16 protein-coding genes and 1 pseudogene are annotated in these 21,508 nt (G+C 70.1%); 10 read left to right on the top strand and 7 right to left on the bottom strand.

The window, feature by feature from the left end:
- Positions 1–531: 531 nt before the first annotated feature.
- From VM95_RS33505 to VM95_RS33465, 8 genes and pseudogenes are all read left to right on the top strand, one after another.
- Entirely contained in the window at positions 532–942 is a 411-nt protein-coding gene (locus VM95_RS33505) for a hypothetical protein (RefSeq protein WP_157882269.1), read from the top strand.
- A 924-nt stretch (positions 943–1,866) separates the two neighbouring features.
- Positions 1,867–3,009 (top strand): hypothetical protein, encoded by a 1,143-nt coding sequence (locus VM95_RS33500; protein WP_045704099.1) that lies wholly within the window; start codon positions 1,867–1,869, stop codon positions 3,007–3,009.
- Positions 3,010–3,379: 370 nt separating this feature from the next.
- Positions 3,380–4,906 (top strand): Mu transposase C-terminal domain-containing protein, encoded by a 1,527-nt coding sequence (locus tag VM95_RS33495; RefSeq protein ID WP_244179048.1) that lies wholly within the window; start codon positions 3,380–3,382, stop codon positions 4,904–4,906.
- Positions 4,907–5,083: 177 nt separating this feature from the next.
- Positions 5,084–5,869 (top strand): ATP-binding protein, encoded by a 786-nt coding sequence (locus VM95_RS33490; protein ID WP_244179047.1) that lies wholly within the window; start codon positions 5,084–5,086, stop codon positions 5,867–5,869.
- 1,059 nt (positions 5,870–6,928) lie between these two features.
- The gene (locus VM95_RS33480; protein ID WP_157882268.1) at positions 6,929–7,615 is read left to right on the top strand and encodes a helicase associated domain-containing protein; all 687 of its coding nucleotides are present in this window, start codon (positions 6,929–6,931) and stop codon (positions 7,613–7,615) included.
- Between the two features lie 154 nt (positions 7,616–7,769).
- Entirely contained in the window at positions 7,770–8,945 is a 1,176-nt protein-coding gene (locus VM95_RS33475) for an endonuclease domain-containing protein (RefSeq protein ID WP_045704093.1), read from the top strand.
- An 838-nt stretch (positions 8,946–9,783) separates the two neighbouring features.
- The gene (locus tag VM95_RS33470) at positions 9,784–10,533 is read left to right on the top strand and encodes a hypothetical protein (RefSeq protein WP_208615569.1); all 750 of its coding nucleotides are present in this window, start codon (positions 9,784–9,786) and stop codon (positions 10,531–10,533) included.
- Positions 10,534–10,584: 51 nt separating this feature from the next.
- Positions 10,585–11,352: pseudogene (locus VM95_RS33465) on the top strand (transposase).
- Positions 11,353–12,334: 982 nt separating this feature from the next.
- Here VM95_RS33465 and VM95_RS33455 read toward each other — a convergent pair.
- The 3 genes from VM95_RS33455 to VM95_RS33445 form a co-directional block, all read right to left on the bottom strand.
- Complete coding sequence (locus tag VM95_RS33455) at positions 12,335–12,784, bottom strand: hypothetical protein (protein WP_052707727.1); 450 nt, start codon at positions 12,782–12,784, stop codon at positions 12,335–12,337.
- 41 nt (positions 12,785–12,825) lie between these two features.
- Positions 12,826–13,734, bottom strand: coding sequence for a DUF4231 domain-containing protein (locus VM95_RS40885; protein WP_244179046.1), 909 nt, complete (start codon positions 13,732–13,734; stop codon positions 12,826–12,828).
- Positions 13,735–14,202: 468 nt separating this feature from the next.
- Positions 14,203–14,460, bottom strand: a complete 258-nt coding sequence (locus VM95_RS33445; RefSeq protein WP_045704089.1) for a hypothetical protein — start codon at positions 14,458–14,460, stop codon at positions 14,203–14,205.
- Between the two features lie 191 nt (positions 14,461–14,651).
- Between VM95_RS33445 and VM95_RS40880 the strand changes: the two genes are divergently transcribed.
- Positions 14,652–16,166, top strand: a complete 1,515-nt coding sequence (locus tag VM95_RS40880) for a WD40 repeat domain-containing protein (RefSeq protein ID WP_078860939.1) — start codon at positions 14,652–14,654, stop codon at positions 16,164–16,166.
- A 370-nt stretch (positions 16,167–16,536) separates the two neighbouring features.
- On the opposite strand, the gene VM95_RS33435 is transcribed toward VM95_RS40880, so the two are convergent.
- The 4 genes from VM95_RS33435 to VM95_RS33420 form a co-directional block, all read right to left on the bottom strand.
- On the bottom strand, positions 16,537–16,740 hold the full coding sequence (locus tag VM95_RS33435; RefSeq protein ID WP_045704106.1) for a helix-turn-helix domain-containing protein: 204 nt from the start codon (positions 16,738–16,740) through the stop codon (positions 16,537–16,539).
- Positions 16,741–16,910: 170 nt separating this feature from the next.
- Positions 16,911–17,498 carry an RNA polymerase sigma factor gene (locus tag VM95_RS39375; RefSeq protein ID WP_052707726.1) on the bottom strand — a complete coding sequence of 196 codons (588 nt, stop codon included), beginning with the start codon at positions 17,496–17,498 and terminating at the stop codon, positions 16,911–16,913.
- Complete coding sequence (locus tag VM95_RS42935) at positions 17,495–17,794, bottom strand: hypothetical protein (RefSeq protein ID WP_045704085.1); 300 nt, start codon at positions 17,792–17,794, stop codon at positions 17,495–17,497. Before VM95_RS42935 ends, VM95_RS39375 begins: the two co-directional genes overlap by 4 nt.
- A gap of 923 nt (positions 17,795–18,717) precedes the next feature.
- Positions 18,718–19,965 carry a helix-turn-helix domain-containing protein gene (locus tag VM95_RS33420; RefSeq protein WP_045704083.1) on the bottom strand — a complete coding sequence of 416 codons (1,248 nt, stop codon included), beginning with the start codon at positions 19,963–19,965 and terminating at the stop codon, positions 18,718–18,720.
- A gap of 185 nt (positions 19,966–20,150) precedes the next feature.
- On the opposite strand from VM95_RS33420, the gene VM95_RS33415 reads away from it, so the two are divergent.
- Positions 20,151–20,345: a hypothetical protein gene (locus VM95_RS33415; RefSeq protein ID WP_045704081.1), complete on the top strand. Its 195-nt coding sequence runs from the start codon at positions 20,151–20,153 to the stop codon at positions 20,343–20,345.
- Positions 20,346–21,508 lie beyond the last annotated feature (1,163 nt).

Here is a 21,508-nt window from a genome sequence, read left to right as displayed (position 1 = left end):
GGTTGGGGGTGGGTCTGGTGTTGTGGGCTGTTTTCGGGGGTGAATTCCGCCGGTAATTCGGTTGGGTTGTTTTGGTGGATTGGCCGCCGGGTGGTGGTGTGAATTCGGGTTGGAATTGCTGGGTGGGAGTGGTGGCGGGGGTTGGTGTTCGGGTTTCGTCCAGGCCGGGCCCGCCGTCCCCGGTGGCCGTGCCCGTGCCCGCTTGCTGCGCCGCCGTCCCGGCCGGGTGGTGGGGCCAGTGCTGGGTGGCCGTCAGGCCGCCCTGGAGAACGTCCAGGCGCCGTCCGGGAGTGCTCGGCGGGCCGACCGCCGGGTGCAGGCTGTCCCGGCCCGTCCGCTGCGCCCGAGGTTCAGGCTGGGCGGTGTCCTGGATGCCTGCGGATGTCGGTGGTGTCGGGGAGGGTGTTGATCATGTTGGAGGAGTGGTGGCGTGTTCAGCCGGACGAGGATCGTGTGCAGTGGGTGCTGGAGTCGTTCACGGCCGTGGGGCCGTTGCGTTTCGGTATGAGTGCTGATGAGGTGACGGCCGCCATGAGCGCTCTCACCGGTGGGACCGAGCACCGGACCTGGGGCGGAGGGCCGGGCGACAAGGTCTGGAGGGTCGAGGAGGGCCGGTACCGGGAGTTCGGCCTGCACCTGTACTACCAGGACGAGCGGCTGTCCGGGATCGCGGTCGACGCCCTGTGCGGGCCGCAGGTCACCGTGGAGGGCACCGCGCTCGTGGGCCGGACTCCCTCAGAGGTGGGGCGGTGGATGGAGGAACGCGATGCCGAGCTCTCGTACATGAGCCTGGGCGTGCCCCGGTCGGACCTCCTGGGCGTGGTCGTCAACGTCCAGCGGGCGCACGACCGTCTGCTCACCCGGCCGGTGTTCTTCCCCGCGGAGGCCCTCGACGACCTCCCTCACTGGTTCCCGCAGCGGGCCTGGGAGATCCACGGCTGAGCGCTACACCGCGGTGGTACGGGAGCGCACGGCATCGGTCTGCCCGGTGGGCCGGCCCCGGCAGCTCCCCGCCGCTGCCGCGGTTCCCTGGGGCTGCCGCCGTGCCGGCGCCCCTCTCTGCCGTCCTGGTTCGGTGTCGCTGCTCCGGAAATGGTTCGGTCGATGCTGGGCGGGATTTCCTGGGTGGTCTGGAAGGGCGGTCGCCGTGTAGGTGTGGAGGGCCGTAGGCCCCTTTCCGGCGCGCCTGAATTCGATTCCCCGCACCTGCGTCCCGAAATTGGTTCGTATTTCCGCTCGAAAGGGAGCAAGAGGGAATTCTGATTCCCGCTTGGAGCGCGGCCGGATAGAGCCGTGATGGACGGTCGCCGCGAGGTTGCCTGTTCGCCTTCGGCGCCCGTCAGGGAGCCCGGTAGGATAGAGCTGTGCGGAAGCTGGGGAAACGCTCCCGGATTCGCTGCGGATTCCGGTCGGGAGTCTGCGGTTGAGGGCCCGTCAGCCACCGCCGTGCGGGGCATCCGTGAGGGCCCGCCACAGGGGCCGGGCAGGCCCGAGCCGGGCCAGAGGCTCACCGGTGCCTCCCGAGGGCCGCAGGCCCCGCCCCGAGGGCGGAGGATGGGCCGTCAGCCCAGCAATCAGGCGGCTGACCGGCCACCGGCCGGGATCGAGGGAGGGCCCCCGAGGGGTGGGGTTGTGGCTGATACCCGAAGTCCGCGACACATTGATGGGTGGCATGTGGGTTGCAGTGGTGATACGCCACCAGTTTTCAGTGGCCTGGTGGTGGTCGCAGCTGGTCAGTGCCTGGTGTCGCTGAACGATGATGTCGTGTCCGTGATGAGGGCAGCGTCGCAGGCCGGCGAAGTTTCGACGTCGCCTGTGACAGGACCGCAGCGCGGGTTGTCCGAGGCCGGGTGCAGGATACGGATCATGTCCTCACATGAGATCTCCGCTACGGCAGGCCCGGACCCGGCTGTGGTGCTTCACAGCACCGATTGGGCAGCGCTCACCCATGCCTACGGCCCGGCCGCGACCACTGCGGACGATCTGCTCGGACTGCTGGAGGAGGATCCTGAGGTCCAGGCCGCGTCGCTGGGCCGGTTGGAGATGTCGGTTCTCCACCAGGGCTCGCTCTACTCCGCGACCGCGCCGGCGGCCCTGTTCATCGCCGGGGTTCTCCCGCATCCGCGCACGCTGGCCGTTCACGAGAGTTTCTTCCCGTGGGACGACCGCAGGCGCCCGCTCAGGGCGGCGTTGCTGGAATGGCTCGGGGAGTTCGCCGAGTCCGCGGCCTGGGACGACGAGGCTCTCGCCGACCCGCAGGACGCAGAGGAAGCCGAGGCGTTGGAAGCCGTACGTGCGTGCCGGGCAGTCCGGCCGGGGATCTTCGAGGCTGTCGTGCCGTTTCTCGACGACCAGGACGAGACGGTCCGGGAGGCGGCGCTCGGCGCCGTGACCCATCTGCTGGCGGCGGACGACCTCGCCGACCGGATACCAGCTGCCGCCGACCGTTTGGAGTGCATCGCCCGTGGCCGGGGGCCGCGCCGTGAGCGTGCGGGTGCGCTGCTCACCCTGGCCTGCTGGGGACGGGACACCGCGATGCTGCTCACCGACGAGGACCCGGCCATCCGCACATGCGCCGCGCTCGGCACCGCGGACCCGTCGGCAGTGGATGTTCTGCTGGCCGCGCTTGCCGACCCTGTCGCGGTGGACGGTTGGTTCGACGAGCCGTTGCCCCAGGTCGACGGCTGGTTCCGCTTCATTGTGCTGCGGGGGTTGCTCGAGCGCGCTGAGAGCTTCGAGCAGGTCCTGCCCGCCGCGCTCGCCCTCATCCCGTTGTGCAGCCAGTACAGCGTCGACCGGGACTGGGGACCGTTGCTTGCTTTCGCCTTTCCCGAGCCCCACGCGGCGGGGGCCGCCCTGGCATGGGCGCACAACGCCTTCCTGCTGGCCTTGGTGGAACAAGAGTCTTGTTGGGGGTTGATTGCCAACCGGGATGCCTGGCTGCGTTCAGCCGGGCTACCTGCGGACCGCGGGGAGCTTCGACTCCTTGTGCAGACCGCGGGGGAGTAGACCATGGCGCGCTGATGAGGCGCGCCCGGAGGCGGTGTTCCGGGGACAACCGCACGAGCAGCGTCATGCTGCTGAACGATGCCGTCGTTCTCAACCCAAGGCTCCGGCTACCAACGACGCCGGTTTCCGGGTGTGCTGCTCCCGCTGAAACGTCGTGCCGTGGTGCTTCCGCCCATCGTGTGGAACTGGTCGGCGTGTCGGGATGGGCTCTGCGTCCGCGGGACAGTTCGCCTTCGTCAGACGACGGCGTTCTTTCAGCGGACCGGAGGTGGCCGTGAGACCCGAACGGCAGGGCACACCGCCGCCGCTCGATCCGGGCCAGTCCCGGCCGACCACCGCAGCAGGGCGAGAGGGATCGGTGGCCCGGCTGATGGATCTGGACAGCCGGGGCGAGCTGACGACCGCTCATGTGAGGCTGGTCGCGTCCGCGATGGGGGTGACGGAACGGGCGGTCTGGTACTGGCTGGCTGCCGCTCGCACGGAGGGGCGCCTTTCGGCCCGGCCGCGCGAGCGCACGGCGGTCACCCCCGAAGTCCGGCGCCTGCTGGCGTTCTGGGGCGGGAACACCGCCGCGGTCCACCGCGAGCTCGCCGCCCGGGCCGCCGACGATCCCACCGCCGTCGTGCCGTCGCTGCGCGCCCTGCAGCGGGCGGTCCGCAGGGATCTGTCGGTGGGGGAGCGGGCCGGTCTGCGCGGCGGGGAGGCAGCCCGCCGGGCGCATGACGTGTTCGGGAAGCGGCCGGTGTTGTGGAGGAACGCGTGCTGGGAGGGCGACCACAAGCATGTGCCGGTGCAGGTCGATGTCGAGGGCGAGTTGGCGTGTCCGTGGATCACGTGGTTCATCGACTGCGCCACCAAGCACGTCCTCGGCCTGGCCGTCACGCCGCACGCCCCGTCGAGGGACGCGGTGCTGGCCGCGCTGCGCACCTCGATCACCCGTACCGAACCGTTCGGCCCCGCCGGGGGCCTACCCGCTCTGGTTCGTGTCGACCGGGGCAAGGAATTCCTGTGCGCCACGGTGACCGCCGCGCTGGGCGCGTTCGCGGTCCCCGTGCATGACCTGCCTGCCTACACCCCGTACTTGAAAGGCACGGTCGAGGCGCTGAACGACGCGGTTGAGGAGATGTTCCTCGTCTCCCTGCCGCGCTACACTAACCGCCAAAGGCTCACCGGAGGCCGGAGCGCCGATCCGGACGCGCCGCCGCTGACGTTCGCCGCGTTCGTTGCGCTGCTCCTGGACTGGGTGCGCTGGTGGAACACCGAGCACCACCCGTCCGCCCTGGGCGGCCTGACCCCCCTCGAAGCCTGGAACGCCGACCCGACGCCCCTGCGCGACGTCCCGCCCGAGCACCTCGCGTTCTTCGCCCTGGAGGACGACGGCCGCACCCGCACGATCACCACGAACGGCATCTCCTGGCGCCGCCATGCCTACATCGCCCCGTGGATGGTCGGCTACACCGGCACGAAGGTCCGCCTGCGCCACCTGCCGCACCACGTCGGCGAGATCGAGGTATTCGACGCGTCCACCGGCCGCCACCTTGGCTCCGCTCATCTCGCCGAGCAGGCGAGCCCGGAGCAGGTCCGTGCTCTGCGCTCGGCGCGCGCCGCCGCCGCCCGCCGGCTGCGCGCGGACCTGAAGGCCGCGGAGAAGCTGCGCCGTCGACGGTTCGCGGCCGCGACCACCCCGGCCCCGCCGCGGCCGCTCGGCACCCTGACCGCTGCGGAGGCCGCGGCCGAGTTGGAGGCGGCCGACGGCCGGGACCTCCAGACGCTGGCCCTGCCCGGGCTGCTCCCGCACGCCCCGGTCCCGGACGGCTGGGTCCTGCCCCGAACCACGACACCTGCCGGGCCTGAGCGAGCAGACGGCGGCCCAGCGGGTCCGGCACCGTCGGTCTGAACCCCGCCGCGGGGCCGCTGCTCGCACCACACCGCCGTCGCACCCGGGCGTCAACGACCCGTTTCAAGCCCCGCCCCTCGCCTCGGCCCGGGCCGCCGGCCAGGCGCCCCCACTCGGATCCGCTGGCCCCATCTGTCCGCCCGTTCCGATCTCTTGAGCCTCGTAGGAGCCCGCATCGTGACCACCGCACCCGCCGTCCGTCCCGGCATGCTGCCGCCGGAGCGCGCCGATCACTACCTGCACCTGGAAGGCGCCTGCACCGTCGCCACCGAGGCGCTGCGCACCGCCCGGGAGAACATCGCCGCCACCTTGGAGGCCCGCGCGATGATGTGCATCTCCGGCGCGGCGGGCAATGGCAAGTCCCTGTCGGTGAACGCCTCGCTGCGCCTGCTCGCACCGCACAACTCCTACCGGATCGCGTTCCGGGCCCGCCCCACCCCGCGCGACATCCGCCACGAGCTCTTCCGCGCGCTCGGCCTGCCCGGCGAGCCGCCCGCACGCCCGATCGAGTTCGACGCCGTCCTCAAAGACGCCCTGGCCCGCGGCTTCCACGTGCTGGTCTGCGACGAGGCCCAGTGGATGTCGCGGGAGTGTTTCGAGTACTGGCGCTACCTGTGGGACGACCCCGCAACCGACATCGCCGTCGTCTTCGCCGGCGGTGACGGCTGCGCGAAGGTGCTGCGCCGCGAGCCGATGCTCGCCTCCCGCGTCTACATCTGGCAGCAGGCCCGCCCGCTCACCCTGTCCGAGGTTCTGGCCACCATCCCCGCCTTCCATCCGCTGTGGGAGGGCGTGGACGCCGATCTGATCGCCCTGGTCGACAAGCAGGCCGCGCACGGCAACTTCCGCGAGTGGGCCCGGATCACCAAACTCGCCACCGACGGCCTGGCCGCCCAGGGCGGCACCCGTATCGACGAGCACCTGCTGCGCCAGGTCTACGACCGCATCGGCATCAGCACGTGAACCCGCGCCCGGTGCCCGGTGTCACTCTGGTTCTCGACCCGGGCGACGACGCGGCCTGCACCAGGGCGGCGCTGGCCGCCCACGACCCCGCTGCCGGCCGTATCACCGTGCACCCGACTCCGGGCACCACCCGCGCCGACGACCTCGCTCTCGACGTCCTGGCCGCCCTCGACAAGCCCTACACCCCGCCCGGCCCCTGGAGCAGAGCCCACGGCCTGCTGTGGGCGGCCACGGCCGCCTGGATCCTCGCCACCTCTGCCCGGCACGTGACCGTCCTACGCGCCCACCTCCTCGCCCCGCCCACCTGGCGGCTCCTGCTGGACCTGCAGCAGCGCACCGGCATCCACCTGACCCTCGTCTGCCACCGCACCACGCCACCCGCCCTCACCGCGGCCCTGCACCAGACAGCGCACACGACCACCACAGGCCTGCCCCCGCACGCCCTGCCCTGCCCCCAGCCGAGCACGTCGTTGCCGCCTATCCCGCGTGCCGCCAGCCTCGACTGGCTGACCGTCCCGACCCTGACCCGCCTCGCCCTGTCGGACATCCCCGAACCCCCCCTGCACTGCCTGCACCCCCGCACCGCCCAGCACCACGGGCCGCACCCTGCCCGACGGCCTCCTCAACGAGGCCGTCCAGCGCATTCACCGTCTCGCCCACCCCCAACACGCCGCAGCGCTCGCCACCGCCCTCGTCACCGGCGCGCCCTTCCATCACCTCGCCACCGCCACCCCTGCCGACTACCACCCCACCCGCGCCACCCTCACCCTCCACGCTCCACCCCACGGCCGAACCCCCGCCCGCTGCGCCACCTACGAACTCCCGCCCTGGGCAGGCCTCTTCCTGGACACCGCCACCCACTACCTGAGCCTCACCACCGCCGGCACCCGCCTCCTCGCCCCGCCCGAGCACTCCCTGGCACCCCTGCTGCAGAGCGCCGAACACTGCCGACTGCGCCCGCCCCAGCACCCCCACCCCACCAAGCGCCCAACCAGCTACGCCCTCCCCGCAGCGCTGCCGGACGGCCCCGACTGGACAGCCTTCGTCGACATTCCCGACGTGCCACCGCACCTGGCCGGCGCAGTCCAGCGGCGCCGCCGGCTCCAGGAAGAGGGCACGCGCTGGCGCGAGTGGGAGCGCATGTACGCCGATGCGGCCGCCTTCCACGCCGAACACCACCACCTGGACCCCACCGACCCCGACCACGACAGCCCCCTGATGACCTGGATCGCCCGCCAGCGCCACCTCAAGGGCTGCGGAGAGCTCGCCCCTGCCCGTATCACCGAACTCGACGCACTCGGCATGATCTGGTCGAAGAACGCAGGCGCCTGGGAACGCGGCCACGCCTACGCCCGCGCCTGGGCGGCCCGCACCGGCCACCTCGCCATCCCCGTCAAAGCAACGTTGGACGGCTACGCCGTCGGCGCCTGGATGCGCCGCCAGCGCAAGGCCGCGGGCCTGACCGACCACCAGCACCACAACCTCGACGCCCTCGACCCGCTCTGGCAACTGGAGCCCGACTGGAACCGCTCCTACCGCCGCCTGACCGCCTACCTCGCCGAAGGCGGCAGCCTCACCGGCCCGGTCAACCGCACCGGCCACACGAGCGACCCCCACTTCCGCCCCGGATCCTGGCTACGCAAGCAGAACCGCCTCGCCTCCACCGGAGGGCACACTGCCCAGCAGACCGCGTTGCTCGACGCCCTCGGCCCCTGGCAGACGACCTCCCCGTCACAGCCCCACTGACAAAGGACGGAAGCGACCCGCAGCCTGTTGCGGAAGGGCGCCAGGACCCGCGGTTGTGACCCGGTTCAGTCGGCAGAGCCTCGCAGCTGCGCCACCAGACCGGATCAGCCGATCACCCGGGCCCGTTGTCAGAGCCGGGTGGCAGGCTGGTCGGATGATCAGTCAAAAGCTGGCTGTGCAGTGCTTGGCCGAGGAGATGCGCGGCTGCCCGGTCCCGACGGTGCCGGAGCAGTTCCAGCGCAAGCGTTTCGCCGAGCACGATTTCGTCCTCTTCGGGCATGTGCCGGTGCGTGCCCACAAGCTCGCAAACCGGTGGCAGTTCGACGAATCCGAGGTGCGCACGGCCGGGCGCACCATAGTCGCGCTGCCGTGGGACCCCAGCGACCTCGTCGACCCACGACCGCACAGTCCCGGCAAGCCCAAGCCGGCGACACCAGCTCGCACAGGCTGGAGAGAACAGATCCGTCGCTGGGCCGACCACGCGGGCTTCGTTATGCGGATGAAGAACGGCTGCTCGTGCGGAACGTCCTGCCAGCGCCGCTCCGACGGGTGGGCACTTCCCTGCGGCCTGACCCCCGAGGGCCTGCTCCAGCGCTGCTCCAACCACTCCATCGCCTGCGTGCTTCCAGTCCCCACGCTGGTCTGGTCGCACGACACATGGCTGGTCCCGCGCACCCTCGCTCTCATCCTCGACCAGTGGGAGGAGACCGAGACCGCGCTGGCTGCCAGCAGCCACGTCTGCGGCACCTGCGGCGCGCACAGCACGGACTCGACCTGGCACACATCCACCACCAGCGGCTGGAAGGTGATCTGCCCCGCCTGCGCCGCCGCAGGACTGCGCCGCTACCAGCAGGAACTGGCAGGAGCCACCTACGCGGGCGTCCGAGAACGCGGACCGCGGGCCGAGGACTTCCTGTGCGCGATATGCGAACCGGCCCGGCCCGCAGCCGCCTGGGACCACTGCCATGAACACGGCCTGATCCGCGGGCCCCTGTGCGGCAGCTGCAACACCATGGAAGGCCAGGGCAAGGAGTTCCTCGCCCGCAAAGGCAGCGTGCAGCACCTCCTGAACTGCAAAGACTGCCGCGCCCACCGCACCCTGCCACCGCACCACAGACTCGCCGCGCTGCGCCGCCACCTTCACCTCGAACGAGGTCTTCAGGGGTGCGATGTGCCGATGCACATGTGCGTGTCGGTCACCGAGGTCGTCGACAGCGGATATGAATGCCGGGTCCGCTGTTTCGGGCAGAGGGGTTCTTCAAGCCTTCGTCTGACGGCGGCTGAGGCAGAACACATCCTGGCCCGGACAGTCGAGTCCGGGATGCTCTGAACGCCACGGCTGCGAACAGGCCCGCACCGCCAAGGACTTGGGCCCGGTGCTGCCTGCCCTGGCCAAGTGCGAGCAGGTGACTGCCGCAGCCTGCGCACCGGACGATCCGTGGCGGGAGGACCGCGTGCTCTACGCGAAGCTCTACCCGGCGAAGGACCGCAGGGTGTGACCTGCTGGCGCGATCAGACGTGAAATGGCCTCTATCGCTGTGTTATCTGGACCTTTGGTTGGACCTGTTGGGGATGTTGGCTGGCTCGGCGTCGGCCGGGGTTTGATAACTATGTGTGGCGATTGGGGAGTTGATGATCGGCGTTTGGTTTTCAGTGGCTCGGCGTGGCTTTCCACCGGGGCGCCCGGTCACGCGGCTGGCTGCTGGTCGGTGGGTTGGTTGTCAGTGAGGGTGAAGCTGGGTGCGGGCGGTGACGCGGTCTGCCCCGGCGGGGGCGGCCGGGCTCACTACGAACCGCGGCCCGCGGACCCGAGCCGATGGGACTGGCAGGGGGACACCCCCTGACTCCTGCGGGCCACCCCGCGGGCCCCGCGGAGCTGGCGCGCACACACTGGGGAGGCCGGTCCGCACCGGGACCCCCGAGCGGGCAGCGGACCGGCTTCGAACCGAGCCGCCAGTGCCAGCAACGGCGACGGCCGCCGCCCGTCCGCCGGGCGACAGCCACCAGAACACGGCCGCTCGGCGCGCCGGCGCCTACGAAACGGTGCCCTCTGCGGCAACCGGCCGGTCGTCGACGTGGGTCAGTCCGCCGCAGGCTAAGGGCTGTCCCGCTAGTCCCGACGGACCGGCAGCGGAGACGTGTCGGTGGGGACTGAGACACTCTGGTCCGTGCTGATCAAGGGATACGACTACGGGCGGCTGGTCGCGGGTGAGTGGCTGCTTGAGCGCGCCGGGTTCTGGTCCAATCACCTGCTGGTCATGTGCCGGTTCACCTCGGGTGAGACCCGGCCAGCACCCGAGTGGTTCGGTGACGACGGCGCCGACACGGACGCCCTGTCCGAAGTCCTCCTGGACGACCAAGCCTGGCCGGCGTTCCACATCCCGTTCCAAGGCGGTCACAGCGCCGTCGTCGTCTACCGGAACCTCATCGGTGACTACGGGATCGACTACCTGCTGACCCAACCGGACTGGCCTCGGTCAGAGGACCTATCCAGCTTTGACGGCGACTGGTACGGCCCGGGCCTGTCCTGGCGCGACATCGTGCACATCACCGAGACGCCGGACCTGACCGCACCCGGCGTGCACGACACCGCGGCCCGACTCCTGCTCCTGCTGCCGCTGCTCGCCGACGACGAGCTGCCGCCGGAAGCGCCAGCACGGGTGAACGCCGCTCTCGCGGCCATCGGAGCACCCGACGACTCTGCCCAGGACACGGCTGAACATCTCCTTCGGAACAGGCGGCCTGCAGCCAGTCGCCGTGGTGGTGCCGACTCCCCTCTGAGCGGTGGCGGTCACCGGCACACTGAGCCGGACTCGGATGAAGCGGCCGTGTTGTGGGCACTCAACCTCACTCGACCCCAGAGCGATGCTCTCGCCGACGCCCTGGGAAGTAGGCCTCTGCCGGCGCCAGCGTCCTGAGGGCCGCGAGCTGGCTGCCGGAGCAGTGACCACGGCTGGGATGATCTCGCCATGGCTGGTGTGATCACGGCGTCGGAATCGTCCTGGATAACCCCGTTCACCGGGCTGAGCCCGCGCGACTTCCGCAAGCTGATGACAGTGCTCCGCGGAGAGGGCGCTGACGTCGTGCGGCCGGGCCGGCCCTGGAGTCTTCCGCTGGAAGACCGGGTCCTGCTTGTCGCGGCCTACTGGTGAACCAACCTGACGCTACGGCAGCTCGCACCGCTGTTCGGCGTGTCCAAGTCGGCGGCCGACCGCATCATCAACCACATCGGCCCCCTCCTTGCGCTCAAGCCCCGGCGCCGGTTCCGGAAGGACACCGTGCTGATCGTCGACGGCACCCTCGTCCCCACCCGCGACCACACCATCGCGGAGAAGTCGAAGAACTACAGGTACTCCACCAACCATCAGGTCGTCGTCGACGCCGACACCCGTCTGGTCGTCGCGGTGGGCACCCCCGTCCCGGGCAACCGCAACGACTGCAAGGCCTGGGCAGAGTCCGGCGCCAAGGCCGCCGTCGGCCGGACCATCACCATCGCCGACGGCGGCTACCCCGGCACCGGTCTCGTGATCCCGCACCGCCGACCCAAGGGCGGCGAGCTCACCGAATGGCAGGCCGAGCACAACCGCGACCACAAGCGGGTCCGCGCCCGCGTCGAGCATGTCTTCGCCAGGATGAAGACCTGGAAGATCCTGCGCGACTGCCGTCTCAAGGGTGACGGCGTCCACCACGCCATGCTCGGCATCGCCCGCCTCCACAACCTCCTCCAGGCCGCATAGTCCGGGTCTGCCGCCGATGGGCTCGGCCTGTCCAGCCACTGCAAGAGATCAATTACGGGACAGCCCTTAGGCAGAGGACTCCTCGTACGTCTCGAACAAGAACCGGTACTCCCCGTCGTGGAGAAGGTGCGAGGGGACCCAGTAGCAGTTGTCACAGCAGGTCTTCACCCAGGGCATGATCCACGTGCCGCAGTAGTCATCCCAGATCCATACAACCCGCTTGCGGCCAGGGGCCGGACAGCTCTGGCAGGTCGCATCCGCCTCCCGCTGCGCCTCGCGGAGAATCCGGTGGGCCTCGGCTGGCGCGTCCTGCCAGGGGAAACTTTTCCAGCACAACTCGCCGAACTTTTCCTCCCAGTGTGGCCTGGGGTGACCAGGCCAGGCATGGTCGAATCGCTGCTCGGCGCGTTGGGTGATGGGCGTCCATCCGGCCCCACGGGCCGAGAAGATCTGATGGTGAGTGGTGCAAGGACGCTGGGCGCGTAGGGCGGTCGTGTACTTCTCGCCGGTGGCCGCCTGCCGCTGGCGGGCGCGCTGCGCTGCGGTCGACCTGTTCTTTGGCATCTGAGGCCCGTTCCTAGCGGTCTCCCACGCTTCCGCCGGACGAAGACACGACGATCGAACGCGGGCCCCGAAGGACCTTGGCCGGACGATCACCTGGAGGCGTGGGCACCGGTGACGGCGGAGGGCGTACGCGACTTGCCCGTCCGCAGATCGTACAGCGGATCCGCAGCCCAGCCCCTCTTCACCGCCCTCGACCGCGCTGGCCTCTGCACCTGACCGGCACCGACCATCAGGACGTCCGCGACCTCACCCAGTACCTCGACCCCGCCATGCTGCGCCAGGCCATGAGCTGGCTGGAGCGTTTCGGTACCGCGGCCGTTGCGCCCAGCGGCACCGGGCCGCAGCGGCCCGTCGTGCGCGGCCGGCGATGACGGCTTCCGACCCGACCTCGGTCCCGCCCGGCGGTGGGGGTGTCCGGTTACGCCGCTGGCCGGTTGGCCGTGTCGCGCAGCACGGCGTAGGCGTCCAGGAGCTCCTCGTCCTGGGGGCGCCACAGCTGGCCCTGGTCCTCGGCCGGGGCGAATTGCGCGTGCCAGGCATTGTTGCGGGTGACCCACACAGCCGGGCCCGGTGAATCGGCGAACTGGTCAGCAGTGATGTCCACGACCAGGCCGTCGCGCTCCACCCAGGCGTGGCTTTCCGGCTGGGCTGGCCGGAAGAGCCGCTCCCCGGCTAGGCACCGCCAGCTGCCCTGGTCGTGCTCCCGTAGATACTCGGCGAGCAGGAGCGAGGCGTCCAGGCATGCGCCGATCGGGAACTCCCGTAGGCCGATGAGCGCCCCGTTGCGCGCGGCGAGCTGGGTTGCTTCCGTCTCCAGGGCGCTTCGGAACCGCTGCGCGAGGTCCCGGGCCAGCTGTTCGTCCGTCATGCCGACAGTGTCCTTCGACGGTTCGTGGTTTCAGGGGCCTCTCAGGCTTGAGGGGCCCCTGTGGGGCTGGTCTGCTCGGCTGGCTGGTCGAGCTGCTGCTGGCGGCGGCGTTGTTCGTTGCGCAGGTCCTCGACACGTTGGGTGAACAAGGCCAGCGCCAGGGCCTCGCCTTCCTGGTTGGGCTTGAACGCCCCGTAGGCGCCGACGCCGAGTGTGAGGGCGTAGGCCTCTTCTTCGACGGCGTCGGCGGTCTGCTGCAGGAAGTAGCTGCGCTCGCGGTACTTGTAGTAGCCGGCGAACATCGCGGCCAGGGTGATGGTGAAGCTGATGCCGGTGACCAGGAAGCTGTGCCAGCGGGCGGGGTACCCGGAGTCGAGGGCGCCCACGGTGGTGGTGACGGTGGAGCCGGCCATGACGACGGACTGCAGGGTGTTGTGGACGCGGCGGTACCGGCGGCTGTCTGCCCGGTACTGCCCGGCGATGTCGGCTACCTCCTCGCGGTACAGGTTCCGCCGCCACTCCAGCGACGGGTAGGCGAAGGCGCTGACCTGCCGCAGCTTTTCCCGGGTCTCGTCCAGCGTGTCTTCCAACGCCGACGTCGATTCCAGTGGCCGAAGGCGGGTCGCGGCTATCACCGCGGCGGTCATCGGCACCGCTGCCGCGATCACAAGGATGATGTCCACGGGGATGCGGCGAAGTACGGCGTCCAGGTCCAGTAGGTTCCAGGCGAGCCCGGCCAGAAGAACGGCCCCCGCTCCCGCCCCCGCCCAGGTCCGCACACGCGACAACCGCCGGCGCCGCGCGAGTACCCGTTCCGCACGCCTGAGGTCCCGCCGAGCGCCAGCCAGCCGTTCCCGCTCCTTGCGCCGCTCCTCTGCGATCCGCGCTCGTTCCGCGCCCTGCAGTGTCTTCTCGGCATTGCCCAGACGATGTGACGCGTCGTCGTCCATACCGCGAGCCACCCAGGCACCCTTCCACCCCCGGCCGCACCCCGGCCACCCAGCCCTACCTTGTCACGGACCTGACCGGCCGCAGGTCTAATCCGATGAACCGAGCGTTTGCATGGTCTGGTGGCCTCTGATGCCAACACGGCCGTCCGGCACAAGACGTGGCGGCTGGGAGGGTGCGGCCGGGCTGGACGCGGCCGCTGCGGTGCTCGGGATGGTCCGTGCCGACAGGGGCCCCGGCCCGGGCCGCTGGGACTAGCCGAGGCGGCGGTCTGCGCGGCCAACGCCGCGCTGCGCCGGACTGTAATCAGGACGACGGCCCCGAGACCGGCTGGGACGCGCGGGAGAAGCTGGCCTTGGTGTCTCGGCGTCGACCGCCCAGAAGTTGAACCCGGCCTGCACTCCGCATGCGTTGCCGATCTCATCCAGTACCGGAGCACTCGGCACGCGTGAGCTTGCTGCTGGTTCATCTCAGGTTGGTCGGTTGGACCTCCAGGTGGCGAACAGACCCAGGCCAACGCTGGTGACCGTGCCGGCATTGGTCCCAGCGATGACGTAGATCGTGGTCGCGATGGTCAGAAGACAGACCAGAGCGACCAGATCGAGAAGCCTGCGCTGCACCGGGATGGGGCGCTCTTCGAGGGTGTGCTCTGGTTGCACTGGGGGCTTGGAATCGATCGAGGTGATGTTGGTAGCCGGCGACGGCAGTTGGGTTTCGGTCATGCCCATCAGCTCAGCGTGTGAGAGAGGAAGTTGTCGCGTGTCACGAAGAAATCCGCTGCTCGGCGAATACTGGTGGACTGTGCCGTTCTGGAGCGAAGTTCGGCGACCGTGTGGGGCAGTCGGTGAACTTCGTTGGTTTTCGGTGTTCTTCGGCTGCAGGGCCTCTACCCTGAGTTTTGACGACTTTGGGTGGGGGTATGAGAGAGCCGCTTCACGTGGGTGCAGCTGCGCCGATTGAGACTCCGTCTTACGAGCTGCTGCTGCAGGCCCTTGCTGCCGACCTGCGGAACCTTAGGATCAGCCGCGGAAATCCGACGCTCGCTGAGATCAGCGCTCGAAACACGCACGGTCGACGGCCGCTGTCACCCTCCGCACTCAGCGAAGCGTTCAACGGCAAGCGGCTTCCCGGCTGGGAGTTCTACACAGCGCTGATCCGGGCTCTGCTTTCATGGGATGCGAACGGTCGGCCGACCCGCATCGATCGCACCTCCCCTGACCTGCTGGCCTGGGGCGATCGCTGGAGAGAGGTACAGAGATTCCGTCAACGGAATCGGAGCTCGAGCCGAGCCACCGCAGTGGCCGCCGCACCTCTGAAGGAGACCCAGGCTGAACCGAGATGGCCTGTCGCGCTTGCAGGAAGGTCGACCGGGCGCCGGGTCTTCGCACTCAGCGAGAGGTTCACGGGGGAGACCGAGGTTGGCCACGTGACCGCATTCTCTTCCGACGGGCGACTGCTGGCTGTGAGTTCAGGTGCTGAAGCACAGGTCTGGGACTCGGAAGCTGGTCAGCAGATGAGGATTGTTCCCAGCAGTGCGATGGTCACCTCGCTCGCCTTCTCCAGCGACGGGAAGCTACTAGCAATCGGGGCCGCAGACGAGGTGCGGGTCGTGGACTGGGCCAGCGGCCAGCAGGTCGGGCTGACCCTGTCTGGCCACACGGGTGACGTTCAGGCTGTGGCCATCTCCCCGGTGGACGACCTGGTAGCCAGCACCGACGCGCATGTGGTCAGAATTTGGGACCTCCGACGAGGCAAAGAGATGAGACCTGCGTTCATCGATCGTTGTGGCTCACTCCCTGCCTTGACGTTCTCTCCGGACGGGCGATATCTGGGCGTCCCCGACGTTGATGTAGTACGGATCTGGAGTCCGATCACCGGGGAGGAGGTCCGATCAGCACTGGTGGGCCATGCCGGAGCCGTTGGACCGGTGACGTTCTCCCCAGACGGGCAGATGCTGGCATCGGGCGGCGACGACGGCAGGATCTGTCTGTGGCTGGCGGCCACAGGCGAGGAGGCGCGCCCGGCCCTTCTCGGCCACGAGCGCTCAATCAGCGCGCTGGCGTTCTCCCCCGACGCCGCACTTCTGGCCACAGCCGCAGGTGGGGTTGTGGGAGTGTGGAACCCGACCACCGGAGAGTCGTTTGGCTTCGTTGAGAGCGGACACCGCGGGAACGTCACGGGGCTGGCATTTTTATCCAACGGGACCTTCCTCTCCACCGTCAGTGACGATCAGTCGCTCCGGCTGCACCCCATTCGTCGTGGGACTGCTCCCTGGAGCAGACGCGGGGAACCGGAGGGCGAAGGAGGCCGGACTGGTGTGACATCGGTGCGCTGGACTGCCAAGGCGCAGTGTCAAAAGTGTGGATGGCACGAAGAGACCGAGTTCGAGGACGGCTCTGTCGTAGACTCCGGCCACGTCTGCCTGAACGGATGAACCTGCTGGCACCGGCCCGACTCAACCGAGCAGCGGATCCGCGACCGCGCCACTGGAACTGGCCTGGCCTGCCCCGTGCCGACATGGGCTCCACGGCCCGGGGCGCCGCCCGTACTGGTGCCTAGCACGCGATGGCGGTTACCGAGACGATCGCCGCGTTCGTCCTCGGGGTCCAGGTCCCGGCCGCAGGCCAGCACCGCGGCCGCGTACTCGGCCAGGCGCTGGCTGCCGGTACGGGCGGCCGGCTCCTCCACCCGCCCGCGCGGTCGCCACCAGTCAGTACGGAGGCGGGCCCCGGGAACTCTCCGGGCCCGCCTCCGTACTGACGGCCCTGCGGGTGTCTGCGGTCCGCCGTAGGCCGGGGGAGTGGTCAGTCCCGGGGCTGGGCGACGTCGAGGGTGTGGAGGTAGTCGAGGGCGGCGTCCCTGGGCACGTACCAGGCCTTGCCGGTCCGGATGGCCGGCAGGTCGCCGGAGTGGACCAGGCGGTAGACGGTCAGCTTGGTCAGCCGCAGCAGCGCGGCGGCGTCCGCGATGGTCAGGAACCGGATGTCGTCCGCTGGCGGGTGCGTCACCGGGCGCGTGAGGGCCGGCCGGGCGGGCCAGGCAGGTTCGTACATCCAGGTGGTCAGCCGGTCGAGTTCCCGTTGGACGTCGCTCTCGCTCGGCGGCGGCACGGCCTGCTCGATGCGCCGGAGCAGGTCGGGCAGCGGGTCGGTGTTGGCGGCGGAGTGCCAGATGATCGTCATGATGCCCTCCTTTTCTGTGCGGTGCCCTGTGCGGCGGGCTGGGCGAAGGGCAGGTGCTCGCCGACTTCGGCGCCCAGACGCAGGCGGGCTTTGTGGAGATGCACCCGCACGGTGGCGGGCGAGATGCCGAGACTGCGGGCGACCTCGGCCGGGGCGAGGCCCTCGCGCCAGGCCAGGACGGCGACCGCGCGCTGGGACCGGGGCATGGCGGAGATCACCGCCCAGCAGCGTTCGAGAGCGGCGCGGGCCACGGTGACGTCCGCCGGGTTGTGCGGGGCGCTGGTGTAGTGCTCGCACACCTGGAAGTGCAATTCGTCGAAGTGGACATCGCGGCGAAGATCGTCGATGAACCGATTGCGGGCCACCGTCCTGAGCCACGCCTTCTGGCCGTCCAGCGAGCGGGAGCCGACCTCGTCCCATTTCAGCGCGGCCTTCTGGAAGGCGTACTGAACGAGGTCGGGGGCGTCCGCCGCACCGGCCAGCACGGTGGTGCTGCGCAGCACGTCGCGGTACGCGGCGCTGTACAGCGCGGTGACGGCGTCGGCGACGTCCGCCGGGATGCGCCGGGTGTGCTCTGTCGTCACTTGGCCCCCTGGGTCCGCTCGTCCATGTCCGTTCCCCCGGCCGGCCGGGCGCCGACCTGGACCCGCATGCCGGGCCCGCCCATTCCACTCTCCTGTTCCACAACGGTGCCCAGCGGCGACCGTTCGACCAACGCGACCAGGGTGCGTCGTCGCTGCCACTCGGCCAGCTGCCGCACTGCCACCCCCAGGGCCCCGACCAGGGCCAGCACGATCCATGACGACTGGTGAGCACCCAGCGCCACGAACGGCACCGCCGGGGTCCAGCCGAGCAGTTGGGTGAGCCCTTGACGCTTCATACCCAGCAGACGAACGGCAACCCCAAACCGTTTACATCTGAGGCAAAAAATGTTATGTGCCGTCAAGCCCCCTGCTCTTGCGCCTGGCCGGGCGGGTGTGCACCGCCTGTGACTGAGGGACACGGAGAGGCCGAAGCTGGAGGCTGCTGCCGGGGCGGCGCACTGCGCCGTTGTCGCCGTGGCGCGCCCGCAGCTGGACCTGCTACCAGGAACGCAACGAACGCCTGGGGAGGCCGAAGAACAGCTGGAGGCCGCTCGGGCGGCGAACGCCGTGCTGCGTCCGTGCTGGTCGTGCCGGGGCTCGATCGGCGGGAAGGCGGGCTCGAAGCTGGAGCTGACCGGGAAGGCCAGCCCCGACCGGTTGGAGTGCCCGCACCGCAGTGCGAACAGGACCGCACCGTCAAGGACTTGGGCCCGCTGGTGTTGCCCGCCCGCACCGCCCGGTCGTTCGGCCGCCGATCGCGGCTCTCGTCCTACTGCACGCCAGGCTCTACCCGGCGAAGGGCCGCAGGGTGTGACCTGTTGGTTGTGGTGGGCGTGAAATGACTTTGACCGCCGGGTTGTCTGGACCTTTGGTTTGTCCTGTTGGGGTGTTGGTGGGGTCGGGAGTGGATGGGGTTTGGTGACTGTGTGTGGGGTCGAGGGTCCGGTGGGCCGGTTGGGGGCCGCCGGGGTGTTGTGGGTGGGTTTTCGGGGGTGATTTCTGCCGAGTATTCTGGTTGGCTGGTTTGGTGGATTGGTTGCTGGTGGTGGCCTGAATTCGGGTCGGAATTGCGGTGGTCGGGGTTCGTGTTCGGTTTGGTAGGGCGGATTGGGTGCCGAGTGGTGCCGGTCGCCGGGGTGATGTGGTCCGGGTCGGGTGCCGTCGGCCCGGCCTGCTGCGTCTTCGCTGGCTGCTCTGGGCTGCCGGGTGCTGCGGCCTGTCAGGGCTGCATGTGCTGAGTACGCAGTCGCCGCACGCGTTCGTCCGCTCGTGCCAGGTCCTCGCGTGTGGGGTCGGGGCCCAGAACCAGCAGGAGGTACGGCGCGAGCCCGTCGAACGCCTCCCGTACCTCCCATAGGGCGCCACGGTAGGCCCTGCGCCGGCGCAGGGCGGGGTCGCACATCTCTTCCCATTCGAGTTCGTCGCCGGACGCCCCCGGGCCGATCACCAGGTCGCTGTCGAATCCGTCGAGCGGGACCTGTGACTCCAGTGCCCGGCGCAGTGCCAGAAGGGCCGTGTCGGCCCGTGCCACGGCTCCGTCGTCGGTTCCGGCCTTGCCGGGTCCGGTGTCTGGTGCTTCGGACGGGCTGGGAACGGGACGGTCCGGCTGCGGGAGCATCCCGTGTCGGTTCAGCACGTCGAGCAGGGCCCGGTAGGCCGTGTCGAACCGGTCGCGGGCTGCATGCAGGCCGTCGAGCTGTTGGCGGCGCTGGGGGACGTAGTTCGTCAGGACCCGCCACGGTGACCCGGGGTCGGGCCCGTGCATCCCCTCCAGCTTGAGCTCCAGTGCCATCGCCGTCTCCTCCACCACCGTGTACGCCTGGTGCAGAGCCGGGTCGATGAAGCCGACGACCTCGGCGCGTAGCTCCTCGCAGGCGAGCGTGAACGCGTCGTCGACGCTGGTGTGGACGCGGTCCATCGGCTTGGCCCGCAGGGTGCGCAGCCACGGCTCGTACGGGGGCAGCGCGGTCAGGAGGCGGGCGGCCTTCGCGGCGTCGCCCGCTGCGACGGCGCCGTTCCCCGACTCTGTGCCCGGGATGTTCTCGCTGCTGGCGTCCTGAGGCTGCCCCGCGGCTACGCGCCCGCCTTCCTCCCCGCTACCTGACCGCCGGGTCCGGGCCCCTCGGACGTGCGCGTCGCCGGCCGTGCCCCGGGGCACGCCCATGCCCTGGCGCCGTTCACGCTCTGCTGACCGACGCAGCCTCTCCCACTCCTCGACGCCCTTGCGCGGGCGACCCGGATCGCGCCTTTCGGCGAGGGGCTCCAGCACCTCTACCAGGGCGCGGAGCACCTGCGGGTCGGACGGTACGGACTTGCCGTTGAACCACTCGCTCAGGGACGGCTTCTTGAACTTCACCGCTCGGGCCGGGTGTTTCTCCGACCAGATTTCGCCGAGCCTCATGATCTCCGCCAGAGAGCACCCCGAGGCCTCCTTCAAGGCCTGGAGCTCCCGCCCGAACTCCTCCATCGCTTCCCCCCACCGCGCGCTCCCCTCCGGCTGCTCCGAACGCTCGTCGAACCCTAGCCGAACCCCCCACGACCAGGACGGACACACCGTTCGTCACCCGAGCGCCTCGCCGGACCCCTTCCCGAACCACTCGACTGCTCCATGCACGGCCGGCACACCGCCGCCCCGACCTCAGGAGCACCCACGTGAACGCCCACCGCCTCGCCACCCCTGTCCGCCGAGCCCTGGAGGCCCTGCACGCCGCAGCCCGCCGACCGGTCGTCACGGCCGTTCTGAACCTGCTGTGCACGGCCGCCGCCCGAGCCATCGCCGACACCCTGCTGCACCCGCTGCTCACCACCACCGTCCACATCCTCACGAACACCCTGCCGCACCCCTGACGCACCGCCCGGCCAGGACATCGCCCCGGTCGGCGGCGTCCTGGCCGGCCGTCAGGCCGCCCCCGCTGCGCTCGTTTTGGCCGTCCGGCCGCTGTGCCCGTGCCCGCCCTGGCCGCCCGGTGCCGCGCCCCGCTGCGCCTCGCCCTGGCCGCCGTCCTGGTCTGGTGTTCGGTTTGGTGTCGCTGCTCCGGGAATTGCTCGGGTGATGCTGGACGGGATTTTCTGGACGGTCGGGAAGGGCGGTCGCCGTGTCGTCGTGGAGGGCCGTAGGCCCCTTTCCGGTGCGCCTGGATTCGATTTCTGTCCGCTGCGCCCCGCAAGGCTTTCTGATTGCCGCCTGAAAGAAAGTGGAAAGAAATTCGCATTCTCGCCTGGAGCGCGGCCGGATAGAGCCGTGATGGACGGTTTCCGCGAGGTTGCTTGTTCTCCTCCGGCACCCGTCAGGGAACCTGTAGGATAGCGCTGTGCGGAAGCCGTGGAAACGCTGCTGGATTCGGTTCGGATTCCGGTTGGGAGTCTGCGGTTGAGGGCCGGTCAGGGGCCGCCGTCCGGGGTGCTTGTGAGGGCCCGCCACCCGGGGCCGGGAGATCCCGGGCCGGACCGGTGGCCCGGGGGTGTCTCTCGAGGGCCGCAGGCCCCGTCCCGGAGGCGGAGGATGGGCCGCCAGCCCAGCAGCCGCAAGGCGAAACCGCCCCCGAGCGCCCCACCGGCCGGGGCCGAGGGAGGGCTCCCGGGGGTGGGGTTGTGACTGATACCAGAAGTCCGCGACACATCGTCAACGCCGAGGGCCGCAGGCCCCGGCCGGCACCCCGCCCGTCCGGAGGGATGGGCTGCTACCCGAATTCCGCGTCACATCGTCAACGCCCGCCCCCGGCCGCAGCCCGGGAAAGCCCTGCCTGACAATCGTCCCGTAGGCCCGTGAAAACACCGGCCAAACAAGACCGGAAAGACGACCGGCTGACGGGCCGTAGGCCCGGCATAATGCCACCCAATAGGCGGAGCGCAGCGACGCCCCACGCCAGCCACGAACCACCCGAGCAAACCCACGGATTCGCCGCAGGCGAATACCCCCAACCACCCACCCACCCGCCGAGTCGCCGCCGATGCCACACCACGCACGGTGACGGCGCACCCGGCACCCCCGCACCTGGCGGTGCGTCAGC

This window comes from Streptomyces rubellomurinus, assembly GCF_000961885.1.
GTDB lineage: Bacteria > Actinomycetota > Actinomycetes > Streptomycetales > Streptomycetaceae > Kitasatospora > Kitasatospora rubellomurina.
The sequence above is the reverse complement of the archived record's forward strand: the minus strand, read 5'-3'. Positions and strand labels throughout refer to the sequence as shown.